The 26,501-nt window shown below is 70.2% G+C and carries 23 protein-coding genes; 11 read left to right on the forward strand and 12 right to left on the reverse strand.

Annotated elements, in window-relative coordinates; all coding sequences use genetic code 11:
* Positions 1-53: 53 nt before the first annotated feature.
* From JJ691_RS19545 to JJ691_RS19555, 3 genes are all read left to right on the forward strand, one after another.
* Positions 54-1,037 (forward strand): helix-turn-helix domain-containing protein, encoded by a 984-nt coding sequence (locus tag JJ691_RS19545; protein ID WP_211770181.1) that lies wholly within the window; start codon positions 54-56, stop codon positions 1,035-1,037.
* 184 nt (positions 1,038-1,221) lie between these two features.
* Positions 1,222-3,300 carry a glycoside hydrolase family 27 protein gene (locus JJ691_RS19550; protein ID WP_211770182.1) on the forward strand — a complete coding sequence of 693 codons (2,079 nt, stop codon included), beginning with the start codon at positions 1,222-1,224 and terminating at the stop codon, positions 3,298-3,300.
* A gap of 51 nt (positions 3,301-3,351) precedes the next feature.
* Positions 3,352-4,023, forward strand: coding sequence for an SDR family NAD(P)-dependent oxidoreductase (locus tag JJ691_RS19555; RefSeq protein ID WP_249228039.1), 672 nt, complete (start codon positions 3,352-3,354; stop codon positions 4,021-4,023).
* Here JJ691_RS19555 and JJ691_RS19560 read toward each other — a convergent pair whose 3' ends face one another.
* Positions 4,024-4,644: a cyclase family protein gene (locus JJ691_RS19560; protein ID WP_211770184.1), complete on the reverse strand. Its 621-nt coding sequence runs from the start codon at positions 4,642-4,644 to the stop codon at positions 4,024-4,026.
* 106 nt (positions 4,645-4,750) lie between these two features.
* Between JJ691_RS19560 and dgoD the strand changes: the two genes are divergently transcribed.
* Entirely contained in the window at positions 4,751-5,899 is a 1,149-nt protein-coding gene (gene dgoD / locus JJ691_RS19565; RefSeq protein WP_211770185.1) for a galactonate dehydratase, read from the forward strand.
* Positions 5,893-6,510 (forward strand): bifunctional 4-hydroxy-2-oxoglutarate aldolase/2-dehydro-3-deoxy-phosphogluconate aldolase, encoded by a 618-nt coding sequence (locus tag JJ691_RS19570; protein WP_211770186.1) that lies wholly within the window; start codon positions 5,893-5,895, stop codon positions 6,508-6,510. The genes dgoD and JJ691_RS19570 overlap by 7 nt, the downstream gene beginning before the upstream one ends.
* Here JJ691_RS19570 and JJ691_RS19575 read toward each other — a convergent pair.
* Genes JJ691_RS19575 through JJ691_RS19585 form a run of 3 tightly spaced genes read right to left on the reverse strand, consistent with a single transcriptional unit; the run spans position 6,505 to position 7,802 of the window.
* Positions 6,505-6,690 carry a hypothetical protein gene (locus JJ691_RS19575; RefSeq protein ID WP_211770187.1) on the reverse strand — a complete coding sequence of 62 codons (186 nt, stop codon included), beginning with the start codon at positions 6,688-6,690 and terminating at the stop codon, positions 6,505-6,507. The genes JJ691_RS19570 and JJ691_RS19575 overlap by 6 nt on opposite strands.
* Positions 6,691-6,737: 47 nt before the next feature.
* On the reverse strand, positions 6,738-7,067 hold the full coding sequence (locus JJ691_RS19580; RefSeq protein WP_211770188.1) for a hypothetical protein: 330 nt from the start codon (positions 7,065-7,067) through the stop codon (positions 6,738-6,740).
* A gap of 36 nt (positions 7,068-7,103) precedes the next feature.
* Positions 7,104-7,802 (reverse strand): FadR/GntR family transcriptional regulator, encoded by a 699-nt coding sequence (locus JJ691_RS19585; RefSeq protein ID WP_211770189.1) that lies wholly within the window; start codon positions 7,800-7,802, stop codon positions 7,104-7,106.
* Between the two features lie 170 nt (positions 7,803-7,972).
* On the opposite strand from JJ691_RS19585, the gene JJ691_RS19590 reads away from it, so the two are divergent.
* The 6 genes from JJ691_RS19590 to JJ691_RS19615 all read left to right on the forward strand — a co-directional run bounded on the left by JJ691_RS19590 (position 7,973) and on the right by JJ691_RS19615 (position 15,489).
* Positions 7,973-9,256 (forward strand): ABC transporter substrate-binding protein, encoded by a 1,284-nt coding sequence (locus JJ691_RS19590; RefSeq protein WP_211770190.1) that lies wholly within the window; start codon positions 7,973-7,975, stop codon positions 9,254-9,256.
* Between the two features lies 1 nt (position 9,257).
* Positions 9,258-10,187 (forward strand): carbohydrate ABC transporter permease, encoded by a 930-nt coding sequence (locus JJ691_RS19595; protein WP_211770191.1) that lies wholly within the window; start codon positions 9,258-9,260, stop codon positions 10,185-10,187.
* Positions 10,188-10,260: 73 nt separating this feature from the next.
* Positions 10,261-11,091 carry a carbohydrate ABC transporter permease gene (locus tag JJ691_RS19600; RefSeq protein ID WP_211770192.1) on the forward strand — a complete coding sequence of 277 codons (831 nt, stop codon included), beginning with the start codon at positions 10,261-10,263 and terminating at the stop codon, positions 11,089-11,091.
* A 44-nt stretch (positions 11,092-11,135) separates the two neighbouring features.
* Positions 11,136-13,127: an alpha-galactosidase gene (locus tag JJ691_RS19605; RefSeq protein WP_211770193.1), complete on the forward strand. Its 1,992-nt coding sequence runs from the start codon at positions 11,136-11,138 to the stop codon at positions 13,125-13,127.
* Positions 13,124-13,939, forward strand: a complete 816-nt coding sequence (locus JJ691_RS19610) for a hypothetical protein (RefSeq protein WP_211770194.1) — start codon at positions 13,124-13,126, stop codon at positions 13,937-13,939. Before JJ691_RS19605 ends, JJ691_RS19610 begins: the two co-directional genes overlap by 4 nt.
* A gap of 404 nt (positions 13,940-14,343) precedes the next feature.
* Complete coding sequence (locus JJ691_RS19615) at positions 14,344-15,489, forward strand: DUF222 domain-containing protein (RefSeq protein ID WP_211770195.1); 1,146 nt, start codon at positions 14,344-14,346, stop codon at positions 15,487-15,489.
* A gap of 497 nt (positions 15,490-15,986) precedes the next feature.
* Here the strand turns inward: JJ691_RS19615 and JJ691_RS19620 are convergent, their stop codons facing one another.
* The 8 genes from JJ691_RS19620 to JJ691_RS19655 all read right to left on the reverse strand — a co-directional run bounded on the left by JJ691_RS19620 (position 15,987) and on the right by JJ691_RS19655 (position 26,423).
* Positions 15,987-16,724 (reverse strand): SDR family oxidoreductase, encoded by a 738-nt coding sequence (locus JJ691_RS19620; RefSeq protein WP_249228040.1) that lies wholly within the window; start codon positions 16,722-16,724, stop codon positions 15,987-15,989.
* Positions 16,725-16,746: 22 nt separating this feature from the next.
* A complete protein-coding gene (locus tag JJ691_RS19625) occupies positions 16,747-17,541 on the reverse strand; it encodes an SDR family NAD(P)-dependent oxidoreductase (RefSeq protein ID WP_211770196.1) in 795 nt (264 codons plus the stop codon).
* Between the two features lie 66 nt (positions 17,542-17,607).
* Positions 17,608-18,015, reverse strand: coding sequence for a hypothetical protein (locus JJ691_RS19630; RefSeq protein WP_211770197.1), 408 nt, complete (start codon positions 18,013-18,015; stop codon positions 17,608-17,610).
* A gap of 63 nt (positions 18,016-18,078) precedes the next feature.
* Positions 18,079-18,543: a hypothetical protein gene (locus tag JJ691_RS19635; RefSeq protein ID WP_211770198.1), complete on the reverse strand. Its 465-nt coding sequence runs from the start codon at positions 18,541-18,543 to the stop codon at positions 18,079-18,081.
* 24 nt (positions 18,544-18,567) lie between these two features.
* Positions 18,568-19,089, reverse strand: coding sequence for a hypothetical protein (locus JJ691_RS19640; protein WP_211770199.1), 522 nt, complete (start codon positions 19,087-19,089; stop codon positions 18,568-18,570).
* Between the two features lie 5 nt (positions 19,090-19,094).
* Positions 19,095-23,171, reverse strand: coding sequence for a polymorphic toxin-type HINT domain-containing protein (locus JJ691_RS19645; RefSeq protein WP_249228041.1), 4,077 nt, complete (start codon positions 23,169-23,171; stop codon positions 19,095-19,097).
* Between the two features lie 70 nt (positions 23,172-23,241).
* A complete protein-coding gene (locus tag JJ691_RS19650; protein WP_211770200.1) occupies positions 23,242-25,317 on the reverse strand; it encodes an AbfB domain-containing protein in 2,076 nt (691 codons plus the stop codon).
* A gap of 65 nt (positions 25,318-25,382) precedes the next feature.
* A complete protein-coding gene (locus JJ691_RS19655) occupies positions 25,383-26,423 on the reverse strand; it encodes a hypothetical protein (protein WP_249228042.1) in 1,041 nt (346 codons plus the stop codon).
* Between the last annotated feature and the right edge of the window lie 78 nt (positions 26,424-26,501).

Consider the following 26,501-nt stretch of genomic DNA (forward strand, 5'->3'; position numbering starts at 1 on the left):
TGCTCACCCAGTAGTGTCACTGCTGCGTGACAAGTTGACAGCGAGGAGTCACTATGACGATCGCTGCTGGTCATCCGGACCTGTCGTTCGCCGACACCGTGCCAGCCGACCGGGACGAACTGGTCGGCCTGCTGGCCACCGGACCGTTTCCGGACGCCTTGCGCGCCGCGATCAAGACCAGCCGGTTGAGTCTGGACCGCATCCAGCACCGGCTCGGGCTGCGCGGCATCACCATCAGCGTCGCCACCCTCAGCTACTGGCAGTCCGGCCGCCGAAGGCCGGAGCGGCCGGAGTCGCTGGAGGCACTGCGCCACCTGGAGGCAGTGCTCGGCGTGCCGCCGAGCTCGCTGACGGCGCTGCTGGGGCCACCCCGCCCGCGGGGACGCCGCAGCCGGCCGACGCGGGTGCTGCCGATCGACGCGCTCTGGTCCCGCCGCGAGCGGCTGGCCAGCCTGCTGAACCGGGTCGACACCAGCTCCGACTGCCGGCTCGGCCGGCTCAGCCAGCACGACCGCATCGAGATCGCCCCCGACGGCGGCCATCGTTCGCTCTGGGTGCGCCAGGTGCTGCGCGCCGAGCAGGACGGCGCCGACCGCTGGGTGATGGTCTACGACGCGGAGTCCGGCCCCGGCGTGATCCCGGAACTGACCAACCTGAGCAACTGCCGGGTCGGCCGGACCGCGGTGGACGAGGAGTCCAGCATCCTGGTGGCCGAACTGGTCTTCGACCGCACGCTGGCCCGCGGCGACACCGTGATCATGGAGTACCAGCTCAACCACGCCGGCCCGCAGTTCCCGGCCAGCGGCAACGCCTACTGCCGCAAGTTCCGGCTGCCGGTGCGCGAGTACGTGATCGAGGTGCGCTTCGACCAGTCGCGGCTGCCGGCCCGCTGCCAGCAGTACGCGGTGCCGGCCGGCGAGGAGGGCCCGTCCCGCCGTCGCAACCTCACGCTCGACCCGTCCGGCGGCGTGCACTCGGTCGCCCTGGGCTTCGGCCCGGGCGTGTTCGGCATCCGCTGGGACTGGCCCAGCCGGTAACCCGGTCTCGAAGGAACCCGTCGCCGATCCCCGGCGGCGGGTTTTTTCGTGTCGGCCCGTCGCCCGCACAGGCTTCGCCACACCCCTCCCTGCTCGTAAATTAGGAATAAATATTGACATCGCCGGGGCCGCCCCGGCAACCTCGTCCCCGGCAGCAGCGTTGCCGCCAGGAACGAGGGAATCGATGTTCTTACGCAGACTCACGCTCGCCTGCGCGATCGCGCTCGGCATCGGCTCGCTGGCGGCGCCGACGGCGACCGCGGAGCCCGACCACCAGCAGCCCAACGCACCGGTGGTGTCCCCCACCCCGTACATGGGCTGGAACTCCTACTTCGGCCTCGGCGCCCCGACCGAGGACAACGTGCACAGCGTGGCCCAGTTCCTCGTGTCGAGCGGCCTGGCCAAGTCCGGCTACGACATCGTGTGGCTGGACGGCGGCTGGCAGGCCAGCCCGCCCCGCGACGGCCAGGGCAACCTGGCGGTCGACCCGGCGCGCTGGCCGTCGGGCATGGACAACCTGGTCAAGTTCATCCACGGCCTGGGCCTCAAGGCCGGCATCTACACCGACGCCGGCGCCTACGACGGCAAGAACTGCGGGCTGGGCAGCGGCGGCGGCTACTACCAGCGCGACGCCGACCAGTTCGCCCGGTGGGGCTTCGACGCCATCAAGATCGACTTTCTGTGCGGCCTGGCCCAGAAGCTCGACCCGGCGGTGGCCTTCCACCAGTTCTCCCAGGCCGTCGCCAACACCGGCCGCAAGATGATCCTCAACCTGTGCGACCCGGTCACCTCCGACTGGGGCGTGCCCGACTGGCCGTCGACCCGGATGGCCGGCTACGCCTACACCTGGGGCCCGGACAACGCGACCTCCTGGCGCACCGACACCGACGTGGCCTTCGGCAACCCGACGCCCGGCGAGTGGCCGGACATCCTGCGCAACATGGACGACAACGCGGCGCACCCCGAGGCGCAGAGCCCCGGCCACTACAACGACCCCGACTACCTGATCCCGATGCGTCCCTTCCCGACCGGTGGCACCGAGCTGACCGAGGAGGAGTCCACCACGCAGTTCGTGATGTGGGCCGAGATGGGCTCGCCGCTGATCATCGGGGCGGACCCGCGCACGCTGCCCCAGTCGATGCTCGACACGCTGAAGAACCCGGAGATCCTGGCCGTCGACCAGGACCCGCTGGCCATCCAGGGCGTTCGGGTGGCGGACTCCGGCGGCGGCAACGTCTACAGCAAGGTGTTGTCCGGCAAGGGAAACCGGGCGGTCGTGCTGCTCAACCGCAGCGACTCCGCATCCTCGATGACCGTGGACTTCGCCAAGGCCGGCCTGAGCGGCAACGTCAAGGTGCGTGACCTGCGGGCCCGCGCCGACAAGGGCACCACCACCGGCTCCTACACCGCGACCGTTCCCGCGCACGGCACCGTGATGCTCAAGCTGTCCGGCACGGATCTGGCCCCCGGCAACGACCTCGGCGGCAATGCCAGCGACAGCCCGGCCCTGGTCCGGTTCGACGACACGCACGCGTACACCTTCGTGCGGGACGCTTCCGGCCAGCTCGCGGAGAGCACCGTGGGCAGCGGCAAGTGGGCCCAGCTCGGCGGCCCGACCCACAACCAGATCCTCGGCCAGCCGGCGGCCTACGCCTCCGGCGCCGACCGGGTCGACGTTTTCGTGCGGGGCACGGACAACGCGGCCTACCAGCGGACGTTCCAAAATGGACACTGGGGCAACTGGGTCAAGCTCGGCGGCAACCTGACCGACTCCCCCACCGTGGCCTTCACCTCGCCGACACAGTGGACCCTGGTGGCCCGCGGCGCTGACGGCAAGGTGTGGCAGCGTACTTCCGGCGGCTACGGCACGTGGAGTTCCCTGGGCTCGCCGAGCGACCAGCCGATCTACGGCCGTCCCAGCGCGGTGGCCGACGCCAACGGTACGCACATCGTGGTGCGGGCCTTCGACGACAGCGCATGGCTGTGGGAGCAGAACACCGGCTGGACCGGCCTGGGCGGCGTGATCAGCACCGCCCCGACGCTGCTGGCAACCTCCGGGCGGCTGTACATGTTCGCCCGAGCCAGTGACTACACGCTGTGGCAGCGCAACTTCACCGACGGCTCGTGGGGAGGATGGTTCCCCCGCGGCGAGTTCGCCAGCAACGCCATCGTCGGTACGCTCGGCGTCGCGGCCGGCGCGAACGGTTCGGCGTGGGTGGCCGTCCGCGGTGTGGACGACCACGTGCACCAGACAGTGCTGTGACGCAAGGAGTTCGTGTTGTCTGAACCCAAAAGGGATCGACGCTGTGCTGTCGTGACGGGGGCCGCGTCCGGTATCGGCGCGGCCACCGCCCGGCGGCTCACCGCGGACGGCTACCGGGTGATCGGCGTGGACATCGCCGACGGCGCCGAGGTGGCCGTCCGCGGCGACGTCAGCGCGCAGGCGACCTGGGACGAGGTGTCCCGGGTCGCCGGCGGGCAGGTGGACGCGTTGGTGAGCAACGCCTTCACGGTCGTCGTGAAGCCGCTGCACGAGCAGACGGCGGCCGAGTGGTCGCGTCAGATCGACGTCAACCTGACCGCCGCCTACCTTGCCGCGCACCAGTTCCTGCCGTCGCTGCGGGAGCGGCGTGGCGCGATCGTGCTGGTGTCGTCGGTGCACGCCCGGGCCGGGCTGCCGGGGCATCCGGCGTACGCCGCGAGCAAGGGCGCCCTGGTGTCGCTGGGGCGTCAACTGGCCGTGGAGTACGCGCCGGAGGTGCGGGTGAACACTGTGCTGCCGGGCCCGGTGCTGACCGGGGCGTGGGACCGAGTGTCCGAAGAGGACCGGTTGCGCAGTCAGGATTCCACGCCGCTGCGGCGGCTCGGCGACCCGGCGGAGGTGGCGTCGGTGATCGCGTTCCTGCTGTCGGCCGGGGCGTCCTTCGTCACCGGGGCGGACATCCTGGTGGACGGCGGGTGGACCGTGCGGAAGGACTCGGCGTGATCAGCGGGTCAGCACCACCCGGGCCGGGGCGGCCTCGGCGTCGGTGAGGCGGATCGGCAGGCACGTCAGCTGGTAGCGGCCGGGCTCGGCGGCGGCGAGGTCCAGGCCCTCGATGATCGGCGCTCCGGCGCCGAGCAGGATGTGGTGGGCCGGGAACTCGCTGTCGCCGAAGCACTCCACCGACAGGTAGTCGATGCCGACGAGACGGATTCCCCTGTCCACCAAGGCTTGTGCCGCCTCGGCGCTGACCGCGACGTAGCCGGGGTCGAACTCCCGGAACAGCCGGCCGGTGGTGGAGTTGGTGGTGCGGAACAGAACCCGCTCCGCGCCGTCGGCGATGCCGGCGACGTGGTGCGCGCGGATCGGGCCGTCCTCGGCGATGCCGACCACCTCGACCGCCCCGCACAGCACGTCGAGGCCGATCTCCTCGATGCCGGCCGCGCCGGGGATGAAGTGCGAGGGGGCGTCCACGTGGGTGCCCTGGTGGGCCGACAGCGTCCACTTGCTGGCGTCGGACTCCTCGCCGCGGTCCAGGCGGGTCTCCCACTCGCACACCGGCGCGGTGCTGCCCGGCCAGTGCGGCATGTCCGGCCGGATGGCCAGGGTGACGTCGATCAGCATGGGGCCATGGTAGGGGCCCAGAGGAATCAGCTCGCAATAAGTATCCATAATTAATGATTTGATGTACCCTCGGTGATGATCGGCGGACGAACCGTGAGGCAGGCCTGTGAAGATCACTGACATCGAGACGTTCCTGGTGCCGCCGCGCTGGCTGTTCCTGAAGGTCAGCACGGACGAGGGCGTCGTCGGCTGGGGCGAGCCGGTGGTGGAAGGCCGCGCCGAGACCGTGCGGGCCGCTGTGCGGGAGATGGCCGACCTGGTGCGCGGGCAGGACCCGCTGCGCATCGAGGAGCACTGGCAGGTGTTGCGGCGCAGCGGTTTCTACCGTGGCGGGCCGGTGCTGTCCAGTGCGCTGGCCGGCTACGACCAAGCGCTGTGGGACATCGCCGGCAAGGTGCGGGGTGTGCCCGTGCACGAACTGCTCGGCGGGCCCGTGCGCGACCGGATCCGGGTCTACTCCTGGGTCGGCGGCGACCGTCCACAAGGGATTCGCGAAGCCGTGCAGGGACAGGTGGACCGCGGCTTCACCGCCGTGAAGATGAACGCCTGCGGGCCCATCGACGCCATCGCCACCCCGACCGACGTCGAGGGTGTGCTGGCGCGGGCGCACGAGGCCCGCGACGTGCTCGGGCCGGATCGCGGCCTGGCCATCGACTTCCACGGCCGCGTGTCCCCGGCCATGGCCAAGCGCCTGCTGCCCCGGCTCGAAGAGGTGCAGCCGCTGTTCGTGGAGGAGCCGATCCTGCCGGAGTTACCGGCCGCCGTGCTCAAGTCCGTTGTGGACAGTTCCCCGGTGCCCATCGCCACCGGCGAGCGGCTGTACTCGCGCTGGGAGTTCAAGCCGGTGCTGGACGCCGGCATCGCCGTGGCCCAGCCCGATCCCTCGCACGCCGGCGGCATCTCCGAGCTGCGCCGCATCGCCTCGCTGGCCGAGATCTACGGGGCCAGCATCGCCCCGCACTGCCCGCTCGGGCCCATCTCGCTGGCCGCCAGCGTGCAGGTCGCGTTCGCCACGCCGAACTTCCTGATCCAGGAACAGAGTCTGAACCTGCACTACAACGCGGGCAGCGAGCTCACCGGGTATCTTGCCGACACCAGCCCGTTCGCCTTCACCGACGGGCAGTTGGCCCGGCCGACCGGACCCGGGCTCGGCATCGAGATCGACGAGGACGCCGTGCGCCAGGCCGCCGAGGCCGGGCACGCGTGGCGGTCGCCGGTGTGGCGGCACGAGGACGGGAGCCTGGCGGAATGGTGACTTTCGGGAGCGCGCTGCGGGAATGCCGGCTGGTCGGCATCGTCCGCGGGGACGGCGTCGGCCACACGCGGGACGCCGTGCACGTGCTGTTCGACTCCGGGGTGCGGCTGGTCGAGGTCTCGCTGACCGGTCCCGGCGCGCTGGAGGCCATCTCCTCGGTCAAGGTCCCCGACGGCTGCTGGCTCGGGGCCGGCACGGTGCGCACCGCGTCCGACGCCTCCGCGGCCATCGCCGCCGGCGCCACCTTCGCCGTCAGCCCCGCGCTGTCGCCGTCGGTCGCCGCCTGCGTGGAGGCCGGCCTGCCCATCCTGGCCGGCTCCTTCACCCCCACCGAGATCGAGACCGCCCTGTCGCTCGGGGCCGAGGCCGTGAAGCTCTTCCCCGCCTCCGCCGGCGGCCCCGCCTACCTTTCCGCGCTGCGCCAACCGTTCCCGCACGTCCCGTTCGTGCCGGTCGGCGGCGTGGGCGTCGCCGAGGCCGAGGCCTACCTGGCCGCCGGGGCCATCGCCGTCGGCGTCGGCTCGCCCCTGGTCGGCGACGCGGCCTCCGGCGGCGACCTCACCGCCCTGGCCGAGCGGGCGGCCCGGTTCGTCGAGCTGGCCGGGTCATAACGCCTCGACCAGCAGGAAGGCGGCGCACACGCAGGCCACCAGCAGGGTGATCAGCCGCGCGAGCAGCAACTGGTGCTCGGCGGCTCCGGCGGGCAGCATGGACCGGGGTCTGATGGCGCCGACCAACGCGATCACCAGCACGGCGACGAGCGCCAGGATCACTGCGGTGTGCGGCTCCATAGCGGCACACCGTAACCGGTCAGCCAACGCTAGTGGGACATATCCCCCTAATTCGGACCAGCGGCGTCGGCGCGGTCCGAGCCCTCGGCGGAGATCACCATCTCCCGACCGGTGTCGGCGGTCGCCCGCGCGATGCGAAGGGCGTTGTCCAAGGCAAGGTCCGGGTCGACAGCCAGGCCGATGTGGGACAGGTCGAGGGAGATCGCGCAGCCGGCCGGCAGCCGCGTTGCCGCGTCGAGGAAAACCTGGGTCTCGGCGACGGCGCGGTCGGCGTCCCGGCAGCTCTCGCCCAGGTAATCGACGTTGACCAGATGCCCGGCGGCCTGGGCCTCGACGGCCCGCAGCACCTGGGCCGCCTGCGCGGACGCGTCGGTCATGGGCCGATCCCCGCAGCAGGAACCGTGTGGCCGGAGTCAGTTTCCGGAGATGCGGCGCAGGTCCTCGCTGGCCTTGTCCACCAGCGCCCGCATGGCCTGCTCGGCACCCTCGGCGTCACGGCCGCGGATGGCGTCGAGGACCTTGCGGTGGCTGGGCACCGGGTCGTCGGCCGGATCGGCGTTGTGCACGACCTGGTCGCGCATGGCCAGGCCGCTGGCGATGACCCGTTCCATCTGCACGACGAGCTGGTTGTGGGTGGCGCCGAGCAGGGCCCGGTGGAAGTCGAGGTCGGCGTCGACGAGCTTGCCGGGGTTGCCGGCGGCCTCGGCCATCCGGGCCAGGGCGGTGTCGAGGTCGGCCAGGTCGGCGTCGGTGGCCCGCTGGGCGGCGAGCTTGGCGGCGGCCGGCTCGACGATGGCCCGGACCTCGGCCAGGTGCTCCAGCAGGTCGGGGTCGGGCGGCCCGGCCGAGCGCCAGCGCAGCACGTCGCCGTCGAGCATGTTCCAGCCGCTGCGGGGCTGCACGAAGGTGCCCCGCTTCTGCCGGGCGTCGATGATGCCCTTGGCCGCCAACACCTTCAGCGCCTCGCGCAGCGCGGTGAGGCTGACGTCCAGCTCCTCCCGCAGCGCGAGCAGGTCGAGGGTGGCGCCCTCGGGGATCTCGCCGGACAGGATCCGCCGGGCCAGCGCCTCCACGGTCTGCCCGTGCACGCCCCTGAGCTGGTAACCGGTCACCTGACGCCCTCCACCCCTTCGCGCTGTCGGCATCCCACACCTTGTGTGAAGACAGCACAGTATCGCCCAGCCACCGCAGATACTAATTTAGTAATATATCTTGACACCGTCGCCTCGCCGCTGCAACCTCACTGTCACTTCCCATCTCACGTGAACGACAGGGGTCGCTGATGACCACCACGGGCTTCTCCCGGCGCAGTTTCCTGGCCGGACTCGGCGCCGTAGGCGCGGCCACCGCCCTCGGTGGCTGCGTGACCTCCACCGGCAGCTCGGCGGGCGGCGGGTCGGCCACCGGCCCGGTGACCGTGCAGTCCAACCTCTCCGCGCCGTCGGCGAAGGCGGCCATGCAGGCCCTGGTCGACGCGTTCAACAAGAAGGGCGGCTCGCAGGCCAGCCTGAACACGGTGGCCGCCGAGACCTTCCGGACCCAGCTGCCGACCTACCTCACCTCGTCCAACCCGCCGGACGTGATGACCTGGTATGCCGGCTCGGTGGCCCGCTCCTACGCCGACAAGGGCCTGCTGCTCGACGTCAGCGACGTGTGGAACGGCGTCACCGGCTACAGCGACGCCCTCAAGCAGCTCAGCACCGACAACGGCAAGCAGATCTTCATCCCCACCAGCTACTACTTCTGGGGCCTGTTCTACCGGAAGTCCAACTTCGCCAAGTGGGGCGTGCAGGAACCGACCACCTGGGCCGACTTCCTCCAGGTCTGCGAGACGATCAAGTCCAAGGGCGTCACCCCGATCGGCCTGGGCGCGGACAACTCCACGCCGTGGGTGGCCTCGGGCTGGTTCGACTACCTCAACATCCGCATCAACGGCGCGAACTACCACCGCGAGCTGTTGGCCGGCAAGCACTCCTTCACCGACCCGCAGGTGCACAAGGTGTTCGACCAGTGGAAGACGGCGCTGCCGCACTTCGACCCGAAGGGCACGGCACTGTCCTTCCAGGACGCCACCACCAACCTGCTGCAGGGCCGCACCGGCATGATGCTGATCGGCACCTTCCTGCTGGACACCACGCCCAAGGAGGACGTGGACGACATCGGGTTCTTCCGGTTCCCGGTGATCGACCCGGCGGTGCCGCTGGCCGAGGAGGCCCCGACCGACGGCTTCTTCGCCAGCTCCCGCACCAAGCGCACCCAGCCGACCAAGGACTTCCTGAAGTACCTGACCACGGTCGAGGCCCAGGAGGCGTACCTGAAGTCGTCCTCGGGCAGCTCGCTGCCGGCCAACCCGGCGGCCAAGGACGCCGGCACCGCCCTGATCACCAAGGGCAAGGACATGCTGAACAAGGCGGCCGACCTGACCCAGTTCTTCAACCGGGACTCCAGCGACGCCCTGCAGCCCACCGCCGACACCGCGCTGATCAAGTTCATCCAGCACCCGGAGCAGGTGGACTCCATCCTGACCGAGTGGCAGGCCAACGCCAAGAAGATCTGGACCTCCTGACGTGACCGCGACCCTCACGGCGCCGGCCGTGGCCCCGTCCTCGCCGACGGGGCCACGCCGCCGGCGCCGCACCCTGTCCCCGGCGCTGCTGGCCTTCGTGCTGGTGCCGCTGCTGGTCGAGACGTTCTGGGTGTTCTGGCCGGCACTGCAGGGCGTGTACCTGTCGTTCACCAGCTGGGACGGCGTCTCGCCGGCGGTGATCGTCGGCTTCGGCAACTACGCCGAACTGTTCAGCGACCCGACCTTCGGCAAGGCCTTCCTGGACACCGTGCTGTGGCTGGTGCTGTTCGGCGGCCTGTCCGCGCTGGGCGGCCTGGGCATGGCCCTGCTGCTGCTCAAGGACCGCAAGGGCGTCGGCTTCTACCGGGCCGCGCTGTTCACGCCGGTGGTGTTCTCGCTGGTCGCGACCGCGCTGATCTGGCAGGCCGTGTACCAGCCGGACGGCCTGGTCAACACCGTGCTGGGCGCGCTGGGCCTGGACAGCTGGCAGCACTCGTGGCTGGCCGACGCCAACACCTCGCTGTACGCGGTGATCGTGCCGGCGCTGTGGCGGCAGATCGGCTACATCATGGTGCTGTACCTGGCCGGCCTCAAGGGGATCGACCCCACCCTGTACGAAGCGGCCACTGTGGACGGCGCCTCGAAGTGGCAGCAGTTCACGAAGATCACGCTGCCCCAGCTCAGCAGCGTCAACTCGGTGGTGCTCTCGGTGATCATCATCGACTCGCTGCGCTCGTTCGACGTCGTGTGGGCGCTGACCCGCGGCGGCCCCTACCACTCCTCGGAACTGCTGAGCACCTACATGTACTCCACCGCCTTCCAGTCGCTGCGCCTAGGCTACGCCTCCGCGCTCGCCGTGGTGATCTTCGTGCTGGCCTTCGGGGTCATCCTCACCTACCTGGTCCGCGCGTTCCGGGACGCCGACGCATGAGCGAGCTTGCGAGCAAATCATTCAACACAGAGCGTCCGCGAACGCGGACACCGAGCGCTAGCGAGGTGCAGCAGTGAGCCGGGCCAAGGCGTTGCGCACCGGCGGCTTCCACCTGGTGGCCGGCGGCATCTCGGTTCTGTGGCTGCTGCCCATCCTGCTGGTGATCGTGACCAGCGTGCGCACCTTCGACGACGTGGCGGCCAACGGCGTCGGCGGCCTGCCGCACTCGTTCACACTGGACAACTTCGCCCAGGCCTGGATCGACGGCGGCGAGTTCCAGGCGATGGTCAACAGCCTGGTCGTCACCATCCCGGCGGTGGTCATCACGCTGGCCCTCGGCGCGATCTCGGCGTTCGCGCTGAGCCGCTACGACCTGCCGTTCCGACGGACGGTGCTGCTGGTCATGCTGGCCGGCAACCTGCTGCCGCCGCAGATCCTGCTGGTTCCGGTGTCCAAGATGGCCGAGATGCTGGGCATCTACGACACCCTGGCCGCGCTGATCGGCGTGCAGATCGGCTTCGGGCTCGGCTTCTACACCTTCGTGCTGTACGGCTTCATGCGGGCCATCCCCAACGAGATCCAGCAGGCCGCGGTGATCGACGGCGCGTCGCCGCTGCAGATCTTCTGGCGGGTCATCCTGCCGCTGACCCGGCCGGCGCTGGCCTCGCTGGCCGCGCTGTCGTTCACCTGGGTGTTCAACGACCTGCTGTGGTCGATCACGGTGATCCGCACCGACTCCAAGATGCCCATCACCTCGGCCCTGCTGGGCCTGCAAGGACAGTATGTGTCGCAATGGAACGTGATCGCTGCCGGCTCGGTGATCGCCGCCATCCCCACCATCGCCGTGTTCCTCCGGTTCCAGCGGCATTTCGTGGCCGGGCTCGCACTGGGGGCGGTCAAGTGACTCAGTGGACACTTAGGCTCGCGACTACCACTTACACGGTTGGGTTGCCGGAACATCAGCGTTGGGCCGAACTGCGGTCCTGGGGTCCGGCGGGGATCGAGGACGGGCCGTCACCGCTGGCCAACGTGGGTCGTACGCCGTACATGACGGAGGCCGACGGGGCACCCGTCGAGTACGCCCCGTTCGGGCTGCGGCCGTTCTCCGGGGCGGATCTGGTGGCCGGACCCGTTGGCGCGGCTCGGGAATCGTGGTGGACGTTCGACTCGGCCTCGGCCAAGGAGAGTTCCCTGCGGCTAACGTTCGCCGATCCGCTGAGCGGACTGCGGACCGACCTGTACTACGAGGTCGTGCCCGGCACTGATGTGCTGCTGCGGTGGACCGAGCTGACCAACACCGGTGACACGGCGATTCGTTTGGAGCGCTTCGACTCCGCCGGCTTCTGCGTGCCGGTCGACACCGCCCGACTGTCGTTCCTCAGTGGACAGTGGGCTCAGGAGTTCCAGCTACAGCAGCTGGTGCTGCCGGCCGGACGGTTCGAGATCGGTAGTCAGCAAGGCGTCGCCGGGCAGGGCTACTCCCCCTGGCTGGCTGTGCAGGACGACTCGGCGCCCGACGGCCCCACGTGGGGATTCTCGTTGGCATGGCCCGGTTCCTGGCGAATCGACGCCGACATCGAGCTCAGCGGCTCCTGCCGGGTGCGGGTCGGCCGTCAGCCGCACGAGTCTGCGGTGCTGCTGGAGCCGGGTGCGTCGCTGGAGACGCCGCAGGTCGCCGCCGCCTACAGTGTGGACGGTCTCGGCGGTCTGGCTCGGGCGTGGCACTCGTACGAACGTCAGATCTCCCGTGGCGGGCGGAGAGTGCTGTACAACTCCTGGGAGGCAACGGAGTTCGCCGTCGACGCGGCCGGCCAGCTGGAGCTGGCCAAGGTGGCCGCCGACCTGGGTGCGGAGCTTTTCGTGGTGGACGACGGCTGGTTCGTCGGCCGGCACGACGACACCGGCGGACTCGGGGACTGGACGCCCGACCCGGCCAAGTTCCCGCAGGGCTTCGGTTCCTTCGTCGAGGACGTGCGGGCGCTGGGCCTGGAGTTCGGGCTGTGGGTGGAGCCGGAGTCGATCAGCCCCAAGTCCCGCCTGTACGCCGAACACCCCGACTGGGTCTACCACCTCGACGGCCGCGAGCCGACCCTGATCCGCAACCAGCTCCTGCTGGACCTGGGGCGGGAAGACGTCTTCGGCTTTGTCCTGTCCACTTTGGACGGCTTGCTGACCGAGTACCCGATCCGGTACCTGAAGTGGGACATGAACCGGCCGCCGACCGAGCGTGGCCGCCCCGGCGGCGGCGCGCCGGAGTCGTTGGACCTTGACGGCGCCCATGCCCGGAACTACCTGCGGGTGCTGGACCATCTGCGGACCGCGCACCCCGACGTGGCCATCGAGGGCTGCGCCGGCGGCGGCGCCCGGGTCGAGCTGGCGACCATCGCCCGCACCGATGTCGTGTGGCCCAGCGACAACACCGCCCCACTGGACCGACTGTCCATTCAGTACGGCTTCCTGCACGCCCACGCCCCACACGTGATGAGCTCGTGGGTCACCGACGCGCCCGGCATGTTCGATCCCCGGCCACGGTCGCTGCGGTTCCGGTTCGTGCTGGCCATGGCCGGCGCGCTGGGCATCGGGGCCGACATCCGGTCGTGGACGGGCGAGCAGCGGGCCGAGGCCGCCCAGTATGTGGCGCAGTACAAGGAACTGCGGGAGTTCCTGCACTCCGCGTCGGTGACGATGATCGGCACGCCCGCCGACCCGACGTTCGCCCTTCAGTACACCGGCCCCGACCAGGTTGTCGTGCTGGCCTGGAACACCGGACCGCTGGACGGCACCCCGGCCCTGTCGGCCCGGCGGCCCCGGATCCGGCTGTCCGGTTTGGACCCTTCAGCTCGGTACGGCGCATACTCCGGGGCCCATCTGATGTCCGCCGGCCTGCCGGTCGACTGGGAGTCCGTAGACGCCGACGTGATCGTGCTGGAGCGTTCTTGACCATCACCTTCGCCCCGCCGTCCGGCCGGATCCTCCAGGTTTCGGTGCGTGGTCGGGATGCGTTCTGGGTCGCTGCCGAGCCTTCCGGCTGGAATCTCGGCGGCGACCGGCTCTGGCTCGGACCCGAGCGGGACTGGTTCTGGCGCGGGGCCGGTCGAGACGATCTGGTCAACCACACCGTTCCGGGCGAGATCGACCCCGGCAACTGGGACGCTGTGCACCAGTCCACCGACGGTCTCGACCTGGTGCTCACCGCCACCCTCCGAGACCGCAACACCGGGGCCGAGAGCAGCGTTGTCGTCGAACGGCACGTCACCGTGCACGCCGACACCCGCTACGTCGCCGAATACGAGACCGAAACTGTCCTCCACGTCCAAAGTGGACAAGCCGTGGACGTGTGGAGCGTCGTGCAGGTTCCCCTCGGCGGACGGCTGGAGATCGGCGTGACCGGCGGGTTCTCGTTCCGGGACCACCTCCCCGAGCCGGTGGATCCCGACCGCTTCACCGTTTCCCGAGGCATCGCGGCTATTGACCTGTCCGGGCGACGCATGAGCAAGTTCGGTGTGGTTTCCGAGATCGCCACCGGTCTGCTCCGCTACACGCGGCCCGGATTGGTGATGGAACGCCACATCGACGTGCGGCCCGGTGGCGACTACCGGGACGGGCCGTATCAGGAGAGCGGTGACGTCATCCAGGTGTTCGAGGACGACGGGCATTATGGGGGCTACGCGGAGCTGGAACACCACAGCGTCGCGGCCAAGCCCGGGGAGACGGTGGTTGACCGGTGCCGGACGGTGATTCGGGCGACTTAGCGGTCTGGGGGTGGGGTGTGGTGGTTGTGCGTGCGGGGGCGGTTTTGTTGAGGGTTGTCGGGGTTTGCGAGTTAGGTTTCCGCGGTGATTCCACGGGGTGACTCCGGAGGATTTTGCGTGGAGTGGGGGTGTGTTGCGTTTGAAGGGTGGGGGTTTTTGGGTTGCTCCGGGTGGATTTTGCGTGGAGCCTCTGGGCGATGGCATCGAGGCAAAGAAGCGGGCAGGCTGCGCCTGCCTCGATCGCCGACAGCTTATGCCATCGCCCCCCTCCACGCAAAATCCACCCTCCGAGGTAAGGGGCGAGGACTATTGGGTGAGATGGGTTGAGAAAAGACTTTCTTTGCAGACTTGAATTCACCCATTAGTGAGTCGAGTTCGATCATGTGTGCGAGTATTCTGGAGGCATGAAGGAAATCACCCGAGAGCTGGAGTCCATGGAACCCTCAGGGGTCATGGTGGATCTACTCCTGGGTGTGGATGTCGAGGGCCTTACCGACGATCAGAAGCTCACTCTGCTTATTGTGGCTCGTAAGGCCATGGCGGCTCTCCACTACATCGAGCTCAGCCTGGTTCGAGGGATCGAGGACACCGCCGAGATCGCCATGGCCGTTCGTGAGCCGGAGCAGTCGGTAGTCCGTCAGAAGGAATACAGCGACGTCCTAGACCGGCTACCCCGGTGCGCGGAGCTACTACGGCGCGGCGAGATCGACCCCCGCCGACTCAAGACCGTCGACGACCGAGTGGTCCACCTGACCAACCCCGCGCTGATCTCCCAAGTGGACGAGGCCCTGGCGGACGTGGCCCCCGGCCTGACCCGCACCCAGCTGGCCCGCCGGGCCACCAAAGCAGTCGCTGAGGCCGACCCCCTCGGCTACGACCAGCGCCGCCTGAAGGCCCGCGAGGACCGGCGGGTCGAGTTCACCCCGCTACCCGACGGCATGGCCCTGCTCAGCATCATCCTGCCCGCCATCGACGCCCGCCAGGCCTACGACCTCCTGACCTGCGACGCCCGCTCCCTACCGAAGGACGACCGCACCACCGACCAGAAACGCGCCGACGCCTTCCTGGACCGCTTCCTGGGGTACGGCGTGGATCGCAAGGTCAAGGTGCATGTCACCATCTCGATGGAGACGCTGATCGGTTTGACCGAGGACCCGGCCCTGCTGGACGGCTATGGCCCGATTGCCGCCGATTCCGCCCGCGAACTGGCCATGCACGGCCCCTGGGCCGGCCTGCTCCTCGACGAGTACCGCCACGCCTGCGCCATCGGCACCCACACCTACCGCCCCAACGCCGAAACCCGCGCCTTCTCCACCCTCCGCGACGGCGGCACCTGTTCAGCCCCCGGCTGTGTCAGTCCCATCCGGGAACTCGACCACACCGTTCCCTGGCCACAAGGCAAGACCAACGCCACCCAACTCAAGGGCTACTGCGCCCATCACCACCACCTCAAACACCGCGACTACACGGCAACCTTGGACGAAGACGGAACCCTGCACTGGCACACCCCGCAAGGCCGCCACTACACCACCACGCCCCACCAGTACTGACCGCCCGTTCTTTGACAACTCCACAGCGAAACAGCACCCGACAAAGAGAAATAACTGGCCAACAAAGGGTGGGGTCGGAAGGTTGGGTTTGAAGTGAAGACCAGGAAGAAGGTGGCGAGAAGACGGCCCGAGCGGAGCGCGGGAGATAAAATCGGGCGGACCAAAGAAAAGGTAATGAGGATCCAAATCTGGCCAAAGCGTCAGCGCCGAAAAGCGCGACCGCCCAAGCAACCCCCACCCCTTACCTCGGAGGGTGGATTTTGCGTGGAGGGGGGCGATGGCATACGCTCTCCGGCGATCGAGGCAGGCGCAGCCTGTCCGATTCTTGCCTCGACTGCCATCGCCCAGAGGCTCCACGCAAAATCCACCCGGAGCAACCCAAAAACCCCACCCAATAACCACCAGACCAAAACACCCCAGCACCCATCACCAGCAACAACCACAACCGCGCCGAAACACCCAACAACCCGCTTCGATTTCCCTCGCCGATACGATGCTCACTCGGGCACGCGGGCGATATCAGGCTGCTCGGGGCCGTGCGGGATGTCGAAGGTGTCCTCGCCGGTGCGCAGCAGCCGCAGCACCACACCGGCCACGTACTCCGGGCGGTGCACCACCATGCCGGGGCGGGGAGGCACGCCGTCCTTGAAGATGCCGTTGCCGAACTCGGTCGCGGTCACCGAGGGCAGCAGCAGCGACACCGCGATCCCGTCGCCGGCCAGTTCCTCGCGCATGACGGCGCTGATCATGTTCACGGCTGATTTGGTGGCCGCGTAGGCGCCGACGCCGGTCGCCACCCGGCGGGTGGTGCCCGAGCTGACGTTGACGATGCGACCGAACCGTTGCTCCCGCATCGCCGGCAGCACAGCCTGGGTGACGCCGACCAGACTGGCCACGTTGAGGTCGAGAATCCGCCGGTACTCGGCGACGTCGATATCGGCGATCGGGCCCTGGATGCTGGCGCCCGCGTTGTTCACCAGGCCGTCGACGCGCCCGTGCCGTTCCAGGGCGGCGGCGACCAGACCGCGCACCTGATCGGGATCGGTCACGTCGGTGGCCACGGCCAGCGCGCCGCCGAGTTCCTCGCTCAACCCGGCCAGCCGGTCGGCCCGGCGCGCGGCCAGGACAGGGAACGCCCCGGCGGCGTGCAGGGCCCGCGCGGTCGCCGCGCCGATGCCGGCGGACGCACCCGTGACGATCACCGTTTTCCCGGTCAGGTCAATGACATCGCTCATGCCGACACGTCTACCAGATCCGTCAGTGGGTTTCCGTGGTGTAGCCGCCGTCGATGGTGAAGTTGGCACCGGTGACGTTGCCGGCCCGGCGGTCGCTGGCCAGGAACACGGCGAGGTCGGCAACCTCCTCCGGCCTGGTGAAACGGCCGGTCACGGCGTTGGCGGCGGCCCCGTCGGCGACGGCGGCGGGGTCTGACCCCGTGGCAGCGGCCAGAGTCTGGGCGACACCGCCATCGCCGAGCCACAGGTCGGTGGCGACGGGGCCGGCGCTGACCGAATTGACCCGAATCCCGCGCGGCCCGAACTCCTTGGACAGCGCCTTGGTCACGTTGACCAAGGCGGCCTTCGCAGCGCCGTAGTCGATGACGCCGGGATCGGGCAGGTTGGCGTTGATGGAGGCGATGTTGACGACGCAGCCGCTCCCGGCGGCCAGCATCGAGGGCAACGCGGCGCGGGTGGTGCGGACCGCGGCCATCAGGTTGAGGTTGACGGAGTGGGCCCACTGCTCGTCGGTGACGTTCAGGAAGCCGGTCGTCCTCGGGGTCGCCGCGCCGACGTTGTTGACCAGGATGTCGACGCGCCCGCACTCGGCCAACGCCAGATCGACCAGACGACCCGGGCCGTCCGGACTACCGAGATCGACGGCCAGGGCATGCGCCTTGCCGTCCCGGATCAACGCCTCCAACTCCGGGCTGCCGCTGCGGGAACCGGCCACCACGTGCACGCCCTCGGCGACCAGCGCGATCGCGATCGCCAGGCCGATCCCCTTGCTGGCGCCGGTAACCACCGCGATCTTGCCGTCCAGTCCGAGATCCATCGACCCGCCTCCCGATGTCGTTGCCGACATCGTGCTGGCCCCGCGCCGGCCCGGCAAGCCCGGCACTCAGACGAACTCGGTGATCCACTCGCCCAGCCGCGCCACGCACGACACCCGCAGCCGGGCCCCGAAGTCGTCGATCGCGGCGTCGAGGTCGGCGGTGGCCAGCACCGAGCTGGTCACCACCGGATCCTCGTCGTCGTTGACGAGTTGCCAGCCGTCGCCGACCGGCCGGAACCGCACGCCCCACCGGTCCCGCACGAAGGACGGCTCCCAGAACTCGAAGACGCCCCGATCCCGCTGCCACTCGCGCAACGCGGCCAGCACCTGCACCACCGGGAACTGAACCTCCGAGTACAGCTCACGGCCGTCCTCGGCCAACACCAGGTCGGCATCCAGGGCGGCGTGCACCTCGGCCCGGTTACGCGAGGTCAGGCCGTCGGTGGTCAGCTCGCCGTAGCGGAACTCGATCACTGTGAGGTCCTCGGGTGGTCGCCGCCGCGTCTGCCACAGCGACCACCCGACAAGACGACCCGCCTAGTCTCGAAAAGCGCGCACATCGTCGAGCATGTCGTGCCAGAGACGCTGTTGCTTCTTCGCCAGTCTGATCATGTTCCGATAGTACGAATCCGCCTCCGTGACGATGGCCTCGACGAGTTCCTGCGCCACGCAGAACCGTTGCACCGAGGTACCTCGGCCGGAGAAGGATATCCTCGCGTTCCCCTCGGTCAGGTGGATGAATTCCAACTCGTACGGCAGCGTCGGCAGTCCGATCTTCACGTCGCAGCCGTTGACGAAGTCCTTGGTCGCGGTCCACAGAAAACCCCAGAACCAGTCGACGTCATCCACCACGGTCTCGTCGATCACCGGCCGGTCCTTGACCCCCAACACGATGACGCCATCGAAGTGCTCAGCACGCCGCAGGCGCAGCTGCGGGGTGATGTCGTCAAGGCGGACCAACTCGCCCTTCGACTCAACGAGAGTACGGATCCGCACGTCCAAGCCAACCAGGTCAACGGAACTCGATCACTGCGGGATCGACTCCCACACACCCGGGGTCCGGGCCACCACGATCCCGGTCAGCTCGTCGTCCGGCCCGATCCCGAACCCGGTGGGGCCGGCCATCACCAGCCGCACCGGGGCGGTGTCGGACAGCCCGAAGTAGACGTGGGTCTCGTCCTCGGCCACCGACAGCGGACACCGCTCGTCGAACCGCTCCTTGGTGGGAACCAGGTCGGGATTGGGCTCCCACGGCGCGAGATCGACCCGCACGCCGCCCTCGACCACCGGGATGCCCGTCAGGTCCGGCATCGCCGCCTGCCGCTTGGGCAGGTTGACCACGACGACCGCGATGACCTCGCCGGTCACCCGCTCGATCTTGAGTTCGACGTAACCGGCCGACGAGCCCCCGTCCCGATCCTCCGCGAAGTAGTAGGCGGGAGTGCCGGCGGACCCCACCGGGACCCAGTCGACGGAGAACGGCACGTACACGTCGCCTTCCACGTCGCCGGTCCGCGCCTCGACGACTCGAGTAACCCTCAGCACCATTTCCGTCAATTCTTTTGCAGGGCGTGATAGAGAGTCGGCAGCGGCCCCGTCTTGGGTGGGCCGAAGATGAGCTCCCAGCCGTCCACGACGACCATCTCATCGTACTTGTACCCGGCTTTGACGGCCTTCTGCACCGCGCTGCGCAGGCTGGACAGCTGGACCTGGGCCGCGAGGTCACGCAGCGCGGGCCGGACGTCGCTGGGCATCCGCTCGAGCATGTGCTTGGTGGCATTGGGCGCGACCCAGACTTTGTCGGCTCCCTCCAGGCTCAGCTCAAAGGACTTCGGCAGCGCCGTCCCCTCATAGACGTCCTGGGTGCCCTTGATGGCCTCCCAGATCCGCGCGCAGTTGTGGACGAGGAGCTGGCCCTCGGTGACGTAGTAGTTGTGGTCGCCCTCGACCTCGAAGTTGTAGACCGTGGTCGAGGTGGACTTCGTGGTGATGCTCGCGATGGCCGGCTGGCTGCCGTCACGGGACTGCAGGTGCTCGCCCACTCGGAGATCGCCGGCGTCGACCCATCCCCTGTCCACGACCCAGAACGGGTGCTGCGGGGTGACCTCGACGACGGCCGTGCCGGCAGTGATGGTGAGCAGGGTGTCGGCGTGCTTGCTGAACAGCGAGGACACGGCGCGCAGCCGCGACTGCCCGGTGTCCAGGGCGCGCACCCACACCCGGTCGCCGACCGCGATCTGCTCGATGGGCTTCGAGCCGTGCTCGGTGGCCACCGGCGTGCCGGCCGGGAAGCAGTTGCAGACCGGGAACTTGTTGAGCCGCTCCAACAGCTTGCGGCCCGCGCTGGTGCCGTCGAGGAACTTGGCCAGTCCCTCGGCGACCCGGCCGATCGCCTTGCTGACCGCCGGGATCTTGCCGATGGCGATCAGCAGCGAGCCGACGTTGACCACGGTCCACAGGCAGCCGATGATGTCGCCCTCGCCGAAGCACCGCTCGGCGTCCTTCACGCCGATCAGCTCCAGCAGGACGTCGGCGCCGTTCTCCTTGATGAAGTCGAGGATGCCCTTGTTGGCCTCAGCGAGCCCGTCCTTGTACTGCTTGAGCAGATCCGGCCCGCCGGCCTGGAGCAGCAGCTGCTCCTCGTCCGGGGTCAGGTCGGCCTGCTTGGCGTCGCCCTGGTTGACCTGATCCCGCCGGTTGGCCTCTTCGGCCTTGCGAGCCGCCTCTTCGGCGCGGTCGGCGGCCTGCTGGGCCTGGACGGCGCTGTCGCGCGCGTTCTTGGCCGCCTCGGCGACGGCGTCGGCGTGCTTCTGGGCGCTGTCGGCGGCGGCGTTGGCCTTGGTGGCGTCGGCTTCGGCCTGGTCGGCTGCCCCACGGGCGGCGGCAGCGTCGGCCTCGGCGGCGGCGGCGGTGCTGCGGGCAGCGGCGGCGTCGCTTTCGGCGGCGGAGGCACTGCGGCCGGCGATAGCGGCGTCGTTGCTGGCGTTGTTGGCGGCCTGGCGGGCCCGCACGGCGTCGGCGTGGGCCTGCGCGTCGGCGTCGTTGGCCTTCGCGGCCGCAGCCCGGGCGGCCGCCCCATCGACGGCGGCGTCGGCGGCGGCCTGCTGGGCCTGGGCGGCCGAGCGGGCGGCGTCGGCCGACGACTTGGCCGCCGCGGCGGCCGCATCGAAGGCGGGCTTCACTTCAGCGGCGGCCTTGGCTGCCGCGTCGGCTGCCTTGTTGGCGGCGTCGAGTGCCTCGTTGGCCCGGTCCTGGGCTGCCTTGGCCTGCTCCGCGCCGACCGACTTGGCCTGGTTGGCCACCAGGATCACGAAGTCGGCGTCCACGTCGCTGCCGGCGAACGGCGCGGCCACGGTGATCGCCGTGTTGGCCGGGTCAGTGATCGCCTGCGACGACGCACGGGCGGCGGTCGACGCCTGTACTGCCAAGTTCGCTTGCGTGGCCGCGGAAACCGCCTCAGTGGCGGCGGCGTCGGCCTCGGCGCGCGTGCGCTCGGCCGACCGCAGCGACTCGACGGCCTCGGCGGCGGCCTGCTCGGCCAGCCGCACGGCCGCCCGCGCCGCCTCAGCGGCCTGGGCCTCGTTCGCGGTCGCGTCCGCAGCGGCGGCGTTGGCCTGCAATGCCGCAGCATGCGTTGCGGCGGCCTCAGCCTCGGCCTTGTTGGCCGCGGCGTTGGCACGTGCCGCAGCGGCGGCTGCTTGCTGTGCGGCAGCCCGAGCACGGGCCGCAGCACGGGTGGCGTCGGTGGCTGCCGAGCGGGCACCCACCGCCGCACCGGTCGCGGTGTTCGCGGCACCACGGGCCCCGACCGCGGCCGACATGGCCGTGGTGGCGTCGCTACGGGCCTGGTTCGCGGCATCCCGCGCCGGCTGCTCGTTGGCGGTGCCCCGCGCGGCGGCGGCTGCGGCCTCCAACGCCTGGGCGCGGGCCTCGGACGCCTGCTGGTTCCGCTCCGCGGCAAAGGCCCGGTCACGGGCAGCCGCGGCGTTGTGCTCCTCGTTGGTGGCGTTGGTCTCCGCCTGCCCGGCGATCCCGTCCTGGGTCTCGGCGTCCTTGCGAGCCGCGGCGGCGATGCCCGCGTACCGGTCGGCCTCGCCACGCGCGGACTTCGCCACCGCGGCCTGCTGCTCGGCCCGAGCGCGAGCCGAGGCCGCGTTGGCCTGCTCCTGCTGGGCCACCTGCCGTGCCGCGGCGGCCTTGGCCGCCTCGTTCTCCGCGGTGATCCGCGCGTCACGGGTGCGCTGCGCCGCCGCCAGGGCCCGATCCCGGGCCGCCTCGGCGACCTGGCGGGCCTGCTTGGTCCGCGCCGCCGCGTCCTTGGCCGCGTCAGCCTGCGCCTGTGCCGCCGCCGCGATGGACGCCGCCGCACGGGCGTGCTCCTCGGCGTGCTGACGCCACGCGGCCGCCTCGGCGGCGTGCCGCTCGGCCTGCTCCTGGGCGTTGCGCGCCTGGTCGGTGTACGCGGTGGCGTCGATGGCGTGCTGCGCGGTCTCCGATGCCGACACCGCGGCCTGGGCCGCGTCGGCCATGCCCTGGGCCATCTGCGCCCACTGCGTGCCGTAGGTCAGGCCGGTGTCCACCAGCACGTCGGCCTGTGCCTTCGCCGCGGTCGCGGCCTGCGCGGCCTGGCCGGCGGCGGTGCGGGCGTAGCCGAGCTGGCGGGCGACCTCGGCCTTGACGACGTCGAAGGAGTCGGCCGGATGCTGACCGCCGGCGGTGTTGGCGGCCAGGATCTGGGCCGCCTTGCGGGCCTCGGCGCCGGCCAGGACCAGGGCGTTGGACGCCTGCTCCAGGGCCCGCACGCCGTTGCCGTGCGCGACCATCAGCTGCTGGCGGGCCGCCGAGGCACGGGCGGCCTTCTTGGCCAGGTCGGACAGGGCGTCGGCGGCCTTGTCCCGCTCCTCCTGGTCCTTCAGCTCCTGCTCGCGGGCGTCGGCGTCGGCCTTCGCGGCGGTCAGGTAGCCGGTCTTGAGGAACTCGGCCACGGCCGCGTCGCCGCCGGCCAGCGCCGCCTGGGCGGCCTTGGACACGGCGGGGCCGCCGGCCGCGACCAGCGCCTGCACCCGCGCCCGGTTCTGGTCCAGGCGCGTCTTCTCGTCCTGTGTGGCCTGGGCGTCCCGCTGCTCGGCGATCGCCCGGCCGTAGGCGACGAACTGCGCCCGGTCCGCGTCGGTGCCGGCCAGCACCCGGTCGACCTCGGCCCGCAGGTAGGGGCCGCCGGTGCCGCGCAGCGGCTCGATGGCCGCCCGGTCCTGGCGCGCCGCCTCGGCCCGCCGGGCGTCGGCCTTGGCCCGGGCCGTGTCCTGGCCACCGTTGAGGTAAGCCATGATCGCGTCGTTGGTGTTCGCGTCCAAGGCCGCCTTCGCGGCGTCCCGGACCTCCTGGTCCGGATCCAGCTCGGCGTTGTCCACGACGATCTGGCGCAGCCGCGGATCGCTGGTCAGCGGCGGCAGGCCGTCCTTGCCGTCCCACTCGTGGTACAGCTCCGGCGGCATCGGGCGCGCCGGCGACTCGTCAGACGTCGCCGCCGGGCGGACCGGGGCCGCGGTTGCGGCTGTGGCCGGCGCCGCCTGCACCACCCCGGCGAGCACCGCCAGCGCGAGCGCGGCGCCCACTGCTCTTGTTGTCACTCTCACGTTCTGGCTCCCCGCCGAGGAAAGAGGGGCTCGGCGCGCGCCGAGCCCCCCTCGCGAATGTGGATCAGTTGCCGTGGACGTCGACGACCGCGCCGGTGGTGGCGTTGAAGTCGATGTGGCCGCCCTCGAAGGTGCTGCGGCGCCCGCCCGGGATGTCGAACTCGTCGGCGGTCGGGAAGCCGAGGTAGGAGTTCTCCCAGCCCATGTCCTGCCAGTGGTTGCGGATCGCGCCGTACACCAGGTGCGCGCCCGTCTTGGCGCTCCAGTAGATGGAGATGCCGTTGACGAAGTGGTTGTAGCGGCCCGGCTTGTTCGGCGTGGCGTTGGTGTCGGTCACCGGCAGGAACGCCTTGTGCCCGCCCTCGGCCAGGTACTTGGTCAGGATCGGCTCGGCGATGCTGTGCGCGCCGGTCTTGGCGCTCCAGTAGACGCGGGCGTTGGTGTAGTCCCGGTAGCGCACGCCGTCGTCGTAGACCTCGGTGCCCTTGGGGTCGCCGACGGCCTGGCGGAACGCGGCGTCGTTGTACCAGCGCTGCCCGATCGGCGTGGTGACGTCGGGGTTGTTGTCGGCGATGTGCCAGGTGGCGTCCTGCGCGAACTGGAAGTCGCTGTCGGACGGGTTCTGCTTGCTGTCGTTGGCCGCCCACAGCCCGCCGTCGATGTGCCGCAGGAAGCGGCCCGGCTGCGCCTTGGACTCCAGCGACACGTCGGCGCTGCCGTCCAGGGCGGCGCGGGAGCACCAGGTGGCGTCGTTCTTGAAGCCGGCGGTGCCGTCGTTGGCCTCCAGCCGCACCCGCAGGTCGTGCTGGCGGACGAAGCTGCCGGCGATGGTGGCCGACTCCAGCGAGAAGCAGTTCGGGTCGGCCAGGCCGGCGACGACCTTCCAGGTGGCGTCGGCGATCTTGGCCGTGCCGTTGGTGCCGGCGTCGCCGAACCAGATGTTGACGTCGCCGCCGGCGCTGACCGCGTAAGCCCCGCGCACACCGGTGGCCTCGGTGGTCACCTGAAGCGACTGGGTCGACACGGCGTACTGGCCGTCCTTGAGGAACGCGGCCACGGCGGCGTCGTCGCCGGCCAGCGCCGCGGCGGCCGCGGCCACCAGGCGGGGCTGCATCCGGCCGTTCTCGGCGCGGGCCTTGAGCTCGCGGACCGCCTTGCGGTCCTCCTCGGCCTTCTTCTGCCGGGCGATGTCGATGTCACGCTTGTTGGCGTCGAAGATGCCGGTGGTGATGAAGGCGCTCCAGTCGGCCGGGACCGTGCTGCGCAGCGCCGCCCACGCGGCGTTGTAGACCTCGCTGTTGGGCGTGGCCCGCTCGATGATCTTGCGGATGAAGTTGTCGTCGGACAGGCTCAGCACCGTGTCGTCGACCGGCAGCAGCACCACCGAGGCGGCGTTGGTCTTGGCCGCCCGCGCGGCCAGCCGCGCCTTCTCGGCATCGCTGGCGTCCTTGGCCGCCTTGATGGCGTCGTCCTGGTCCTGGCGCACCGCGGCCAGCAGGCCCGACTCCAGGAAGGTCTTCTGGTCGGCGTCGCTGCCGCCGAACGCGTCCAGCGCCGCGGCGTTGACCCGCTTGCTGTCCTGGACGTTGCGGGTGAACTGCCAGATCTTGTAGACGAAGTCCTTGTAGCCCAGGTCGAGCTGCTGGTCGGTGACCGGCATGGCGATCAGCGAGGCGGCCGACTGCTTGAGCTTGCGGGCCAGGTCCCGCTCCACCTTGGCCCGCGCCCAGTTGTCGCGGTCGCGCTGGGCCAGGTCGTAGATGCCGGTGCGGATGAACACGGTCGCGGCCGTGTCACCGTCCCGATAGGACTGCAGCGCGCCGTCCTTGACCAGCGGGAAGCGGGTGGCGTCGGCGTTGTCGAATATCTTGAAGACGAAGTCGCGGTCGCGCAACACCAGCCAGGTGTTGTCGATGTCGATCCCCAGCGCGCGGATCGCGTTGACCTTCTCCTCCTGGGTCGCCTCGGCGACCGTCACCGCGGCCTTGTCGGCCTGCGGCGCGGCGGTGGCCACGGCCGGAGCGCCGCTGGCGACTCCCGCGCCCAGGGCCCCCGTGGCCAGCGTGCCGGCGGTCAGCGCCGTCGTCGTGGCGGCGACGAGCAGGGCCCGCCCGACCGCACCGGGTCTGTTCGTAGGCATGCCGAATACACCTGTCCTCATCGATGGTGGAAAAAGAAGTGAAGCCGAAGGGAACCGAGGCAGCCTCAGCTGCCGGACCGCACCCGCTGCTCGCCGTCCAAAGCCTGCTGCAGCAAGGCATTCCAGTAGCGGGCCTGGTCGGCGGCGAAGCCGCGTTCGTCCGACCACTGCGTCGAGTTGTCCTGGGCCGGGGCGACCACGGCCGCCCAGTTCGGGCCGGTGGCGGCGGCCGCCGCCTGGGCGATGGCCGCCCAGTTGCGGGCCTGCCGGTCGGCGACCTGCTGGGCCTGGTCCCAGGCCGAGCGGGCCGGGGCAGTCTGGTCGCCCACCGCGTGCCAGGCCTGCCCGGCCGCCTCGCGGGCCTTCGCGGCGGCGTCACCCGAGGCGTTCTTGGCCGCCTGCTCGGCGGCCTGGGCGTCGGTGATCAGGCGGGCGAGCGAGGCTCGCCACTTGTTCTCGTTGTCGGCCGCCTGCAAGCGGTAGGACTCCAGGTCCAGCCGGGCGCCCAGGGCCCAGCCGGAGGCGAAGAAGTCGACCAGGTCGTCGTCGGTGGCGCCGACCCTCGTGGCGTACGAGGCGCTCACCCGGACCTGGGTGCCGGGGTCGTTCGCGGCCAGGTCGCGCACGAAGGCCCGGTCCGCCTCGACCAGCGCCTTGGCCTGGTCGCCCCGGGTCTGGCGGACCTGCCGGTCACGCTGCTCGGCCGCCTGGAAACCGCCATGTGCGAACCGCTCACGATCGGCGTCGTCCCGGCTGTTGACCGCGTACTGGGCGGCCGAGTGCACCTCGGGCGCGTACTCCGCCGGGTAGGTGTCCAGGATCCGGCGCGCGAAATCGGCATTGCGGGCCTTGGTCTCCGCCGCCAGCTTCACCGAGTAGTCGTAGCCGGTGGCCACGAACTGGGCGATCGCCGCGTCCGGCGTGCTGGACAGCAGCGCCTGCCAGGCGCCGATGCGCACCGTGGAACGCGAGTCGCGATAGGCCAGGTACTGCACCCATATCTTGTCGGCCGACGTGTCCTGCGTCGCCGCGAAGCTCGGCCCCACCCCGGACACGAGCGTCGCCAACGACAGGCAGACAGCAGCCAGCACAGTGCGCAGACGCACCAGAATTCCCCCCACCCATATTCAGCTGGGCAGACCGTAACTCCCAAATCGGTCAATCGCAAGCGAGCTGCGCCACAA

This window comes from Kutzneria sp. CA-103260 (assembly GCF_018263855.1).
Classification (GTDB): Bacteria; Actinomycetota; Actinomycetes; order Mycobacteriales; family Pseudonocardiaceae; genus Kutzneria.

Excerpts from the sequence above, each read along its gene's own strand:
- JJ691_RS19650 (WP_211770200.1), bottom strand. The coding sequence starts at position 25,317 with ATGCCTACGAACAGACCCGGTGCGGTCGGGCGGGCCCTGCTCGTCGCC.
- JJ691_RS19625 (WP_211770196.1), bottom strand. The coding sequence starts at position 17,541 with ATGGATCTCGGACTGGACGGCAAGATCGCGGTGGTTACCGGCGCCAGC.
- JJ691_RS19590 (WP_211770190.1), top strand. The coding sequence starts at position 7,973 with ATGACCACCACGGGCTTCTCCCGGCGCAGTTTCCTGGCCGGACTCGGC.
- JJ691_RS19560 (WP_211770184.1), bottom strand. The coding sequence starts at position 4,644 with ATGCTGATCGACGTCACCCTGGCCATCCGGCCGGACATGCCGCACTGG.
- JJ691_RS19575 (WP_211770187.1), bottom strand. The coding sequence starts at position 6,690 with ATGGAGCCGCACACCGCAGTGATCCTGGCGCTCGTCGCCGTGCTGGTG.
- JJ691_RS19580 (WP_211770188.1), bottom strand. The coding sequence starts at position 7,067 with ATGACCGACGCGTCCGCGCAGGCGGCCCAGGTGCTGCGGGCCGTCGAG.
- JJ691_RS19545 (WP_211770181.1), top strand. The coding sequence starts at position 54 with ATGACGATCGCTGCTGGTCATCCGGACCTGTCGTTCGCCGACACCGTG.
- JJ691_RS19640 (WP_211770199.1), bottom strand. The coding sequence starts at position 19,089 with ATGGTGCTGAGGGTTACTCGAGTCGTCGAGGCGCGGACCGGCGACGTG.
- JJ691_RS19620 (WP_249228040.1), bottom strand. The coding sequence starts at position 16,724 with ATGAGCGATGTCATTGACCTGACCGGGAAAACGGTGATCGTCACGGGT.
- JJ691_RS19615 (WP_211770195.1), top strand. The coding sequence starts at position 14,344 with ATGAAGGAAATCACCCGAGAGCTGGAGTCCATGGAACCCTCAGGGGTC.
- JJ691_RS19550 (WP_211770182.1), top strand. The coding sequence starts at position 1,222 with ATGTTCTTACGCAGACTCACGCTCGCCTGCGCGATCGCGCTCGGCATC.
- JJ691_RS19570 (WP_211770186.1), top strand. The coding sequence starts at position 5,893 with ATGGTGACTTTCGGGAGCGCGCTGCGGGAATGCCGGCTGGTCGGCATC.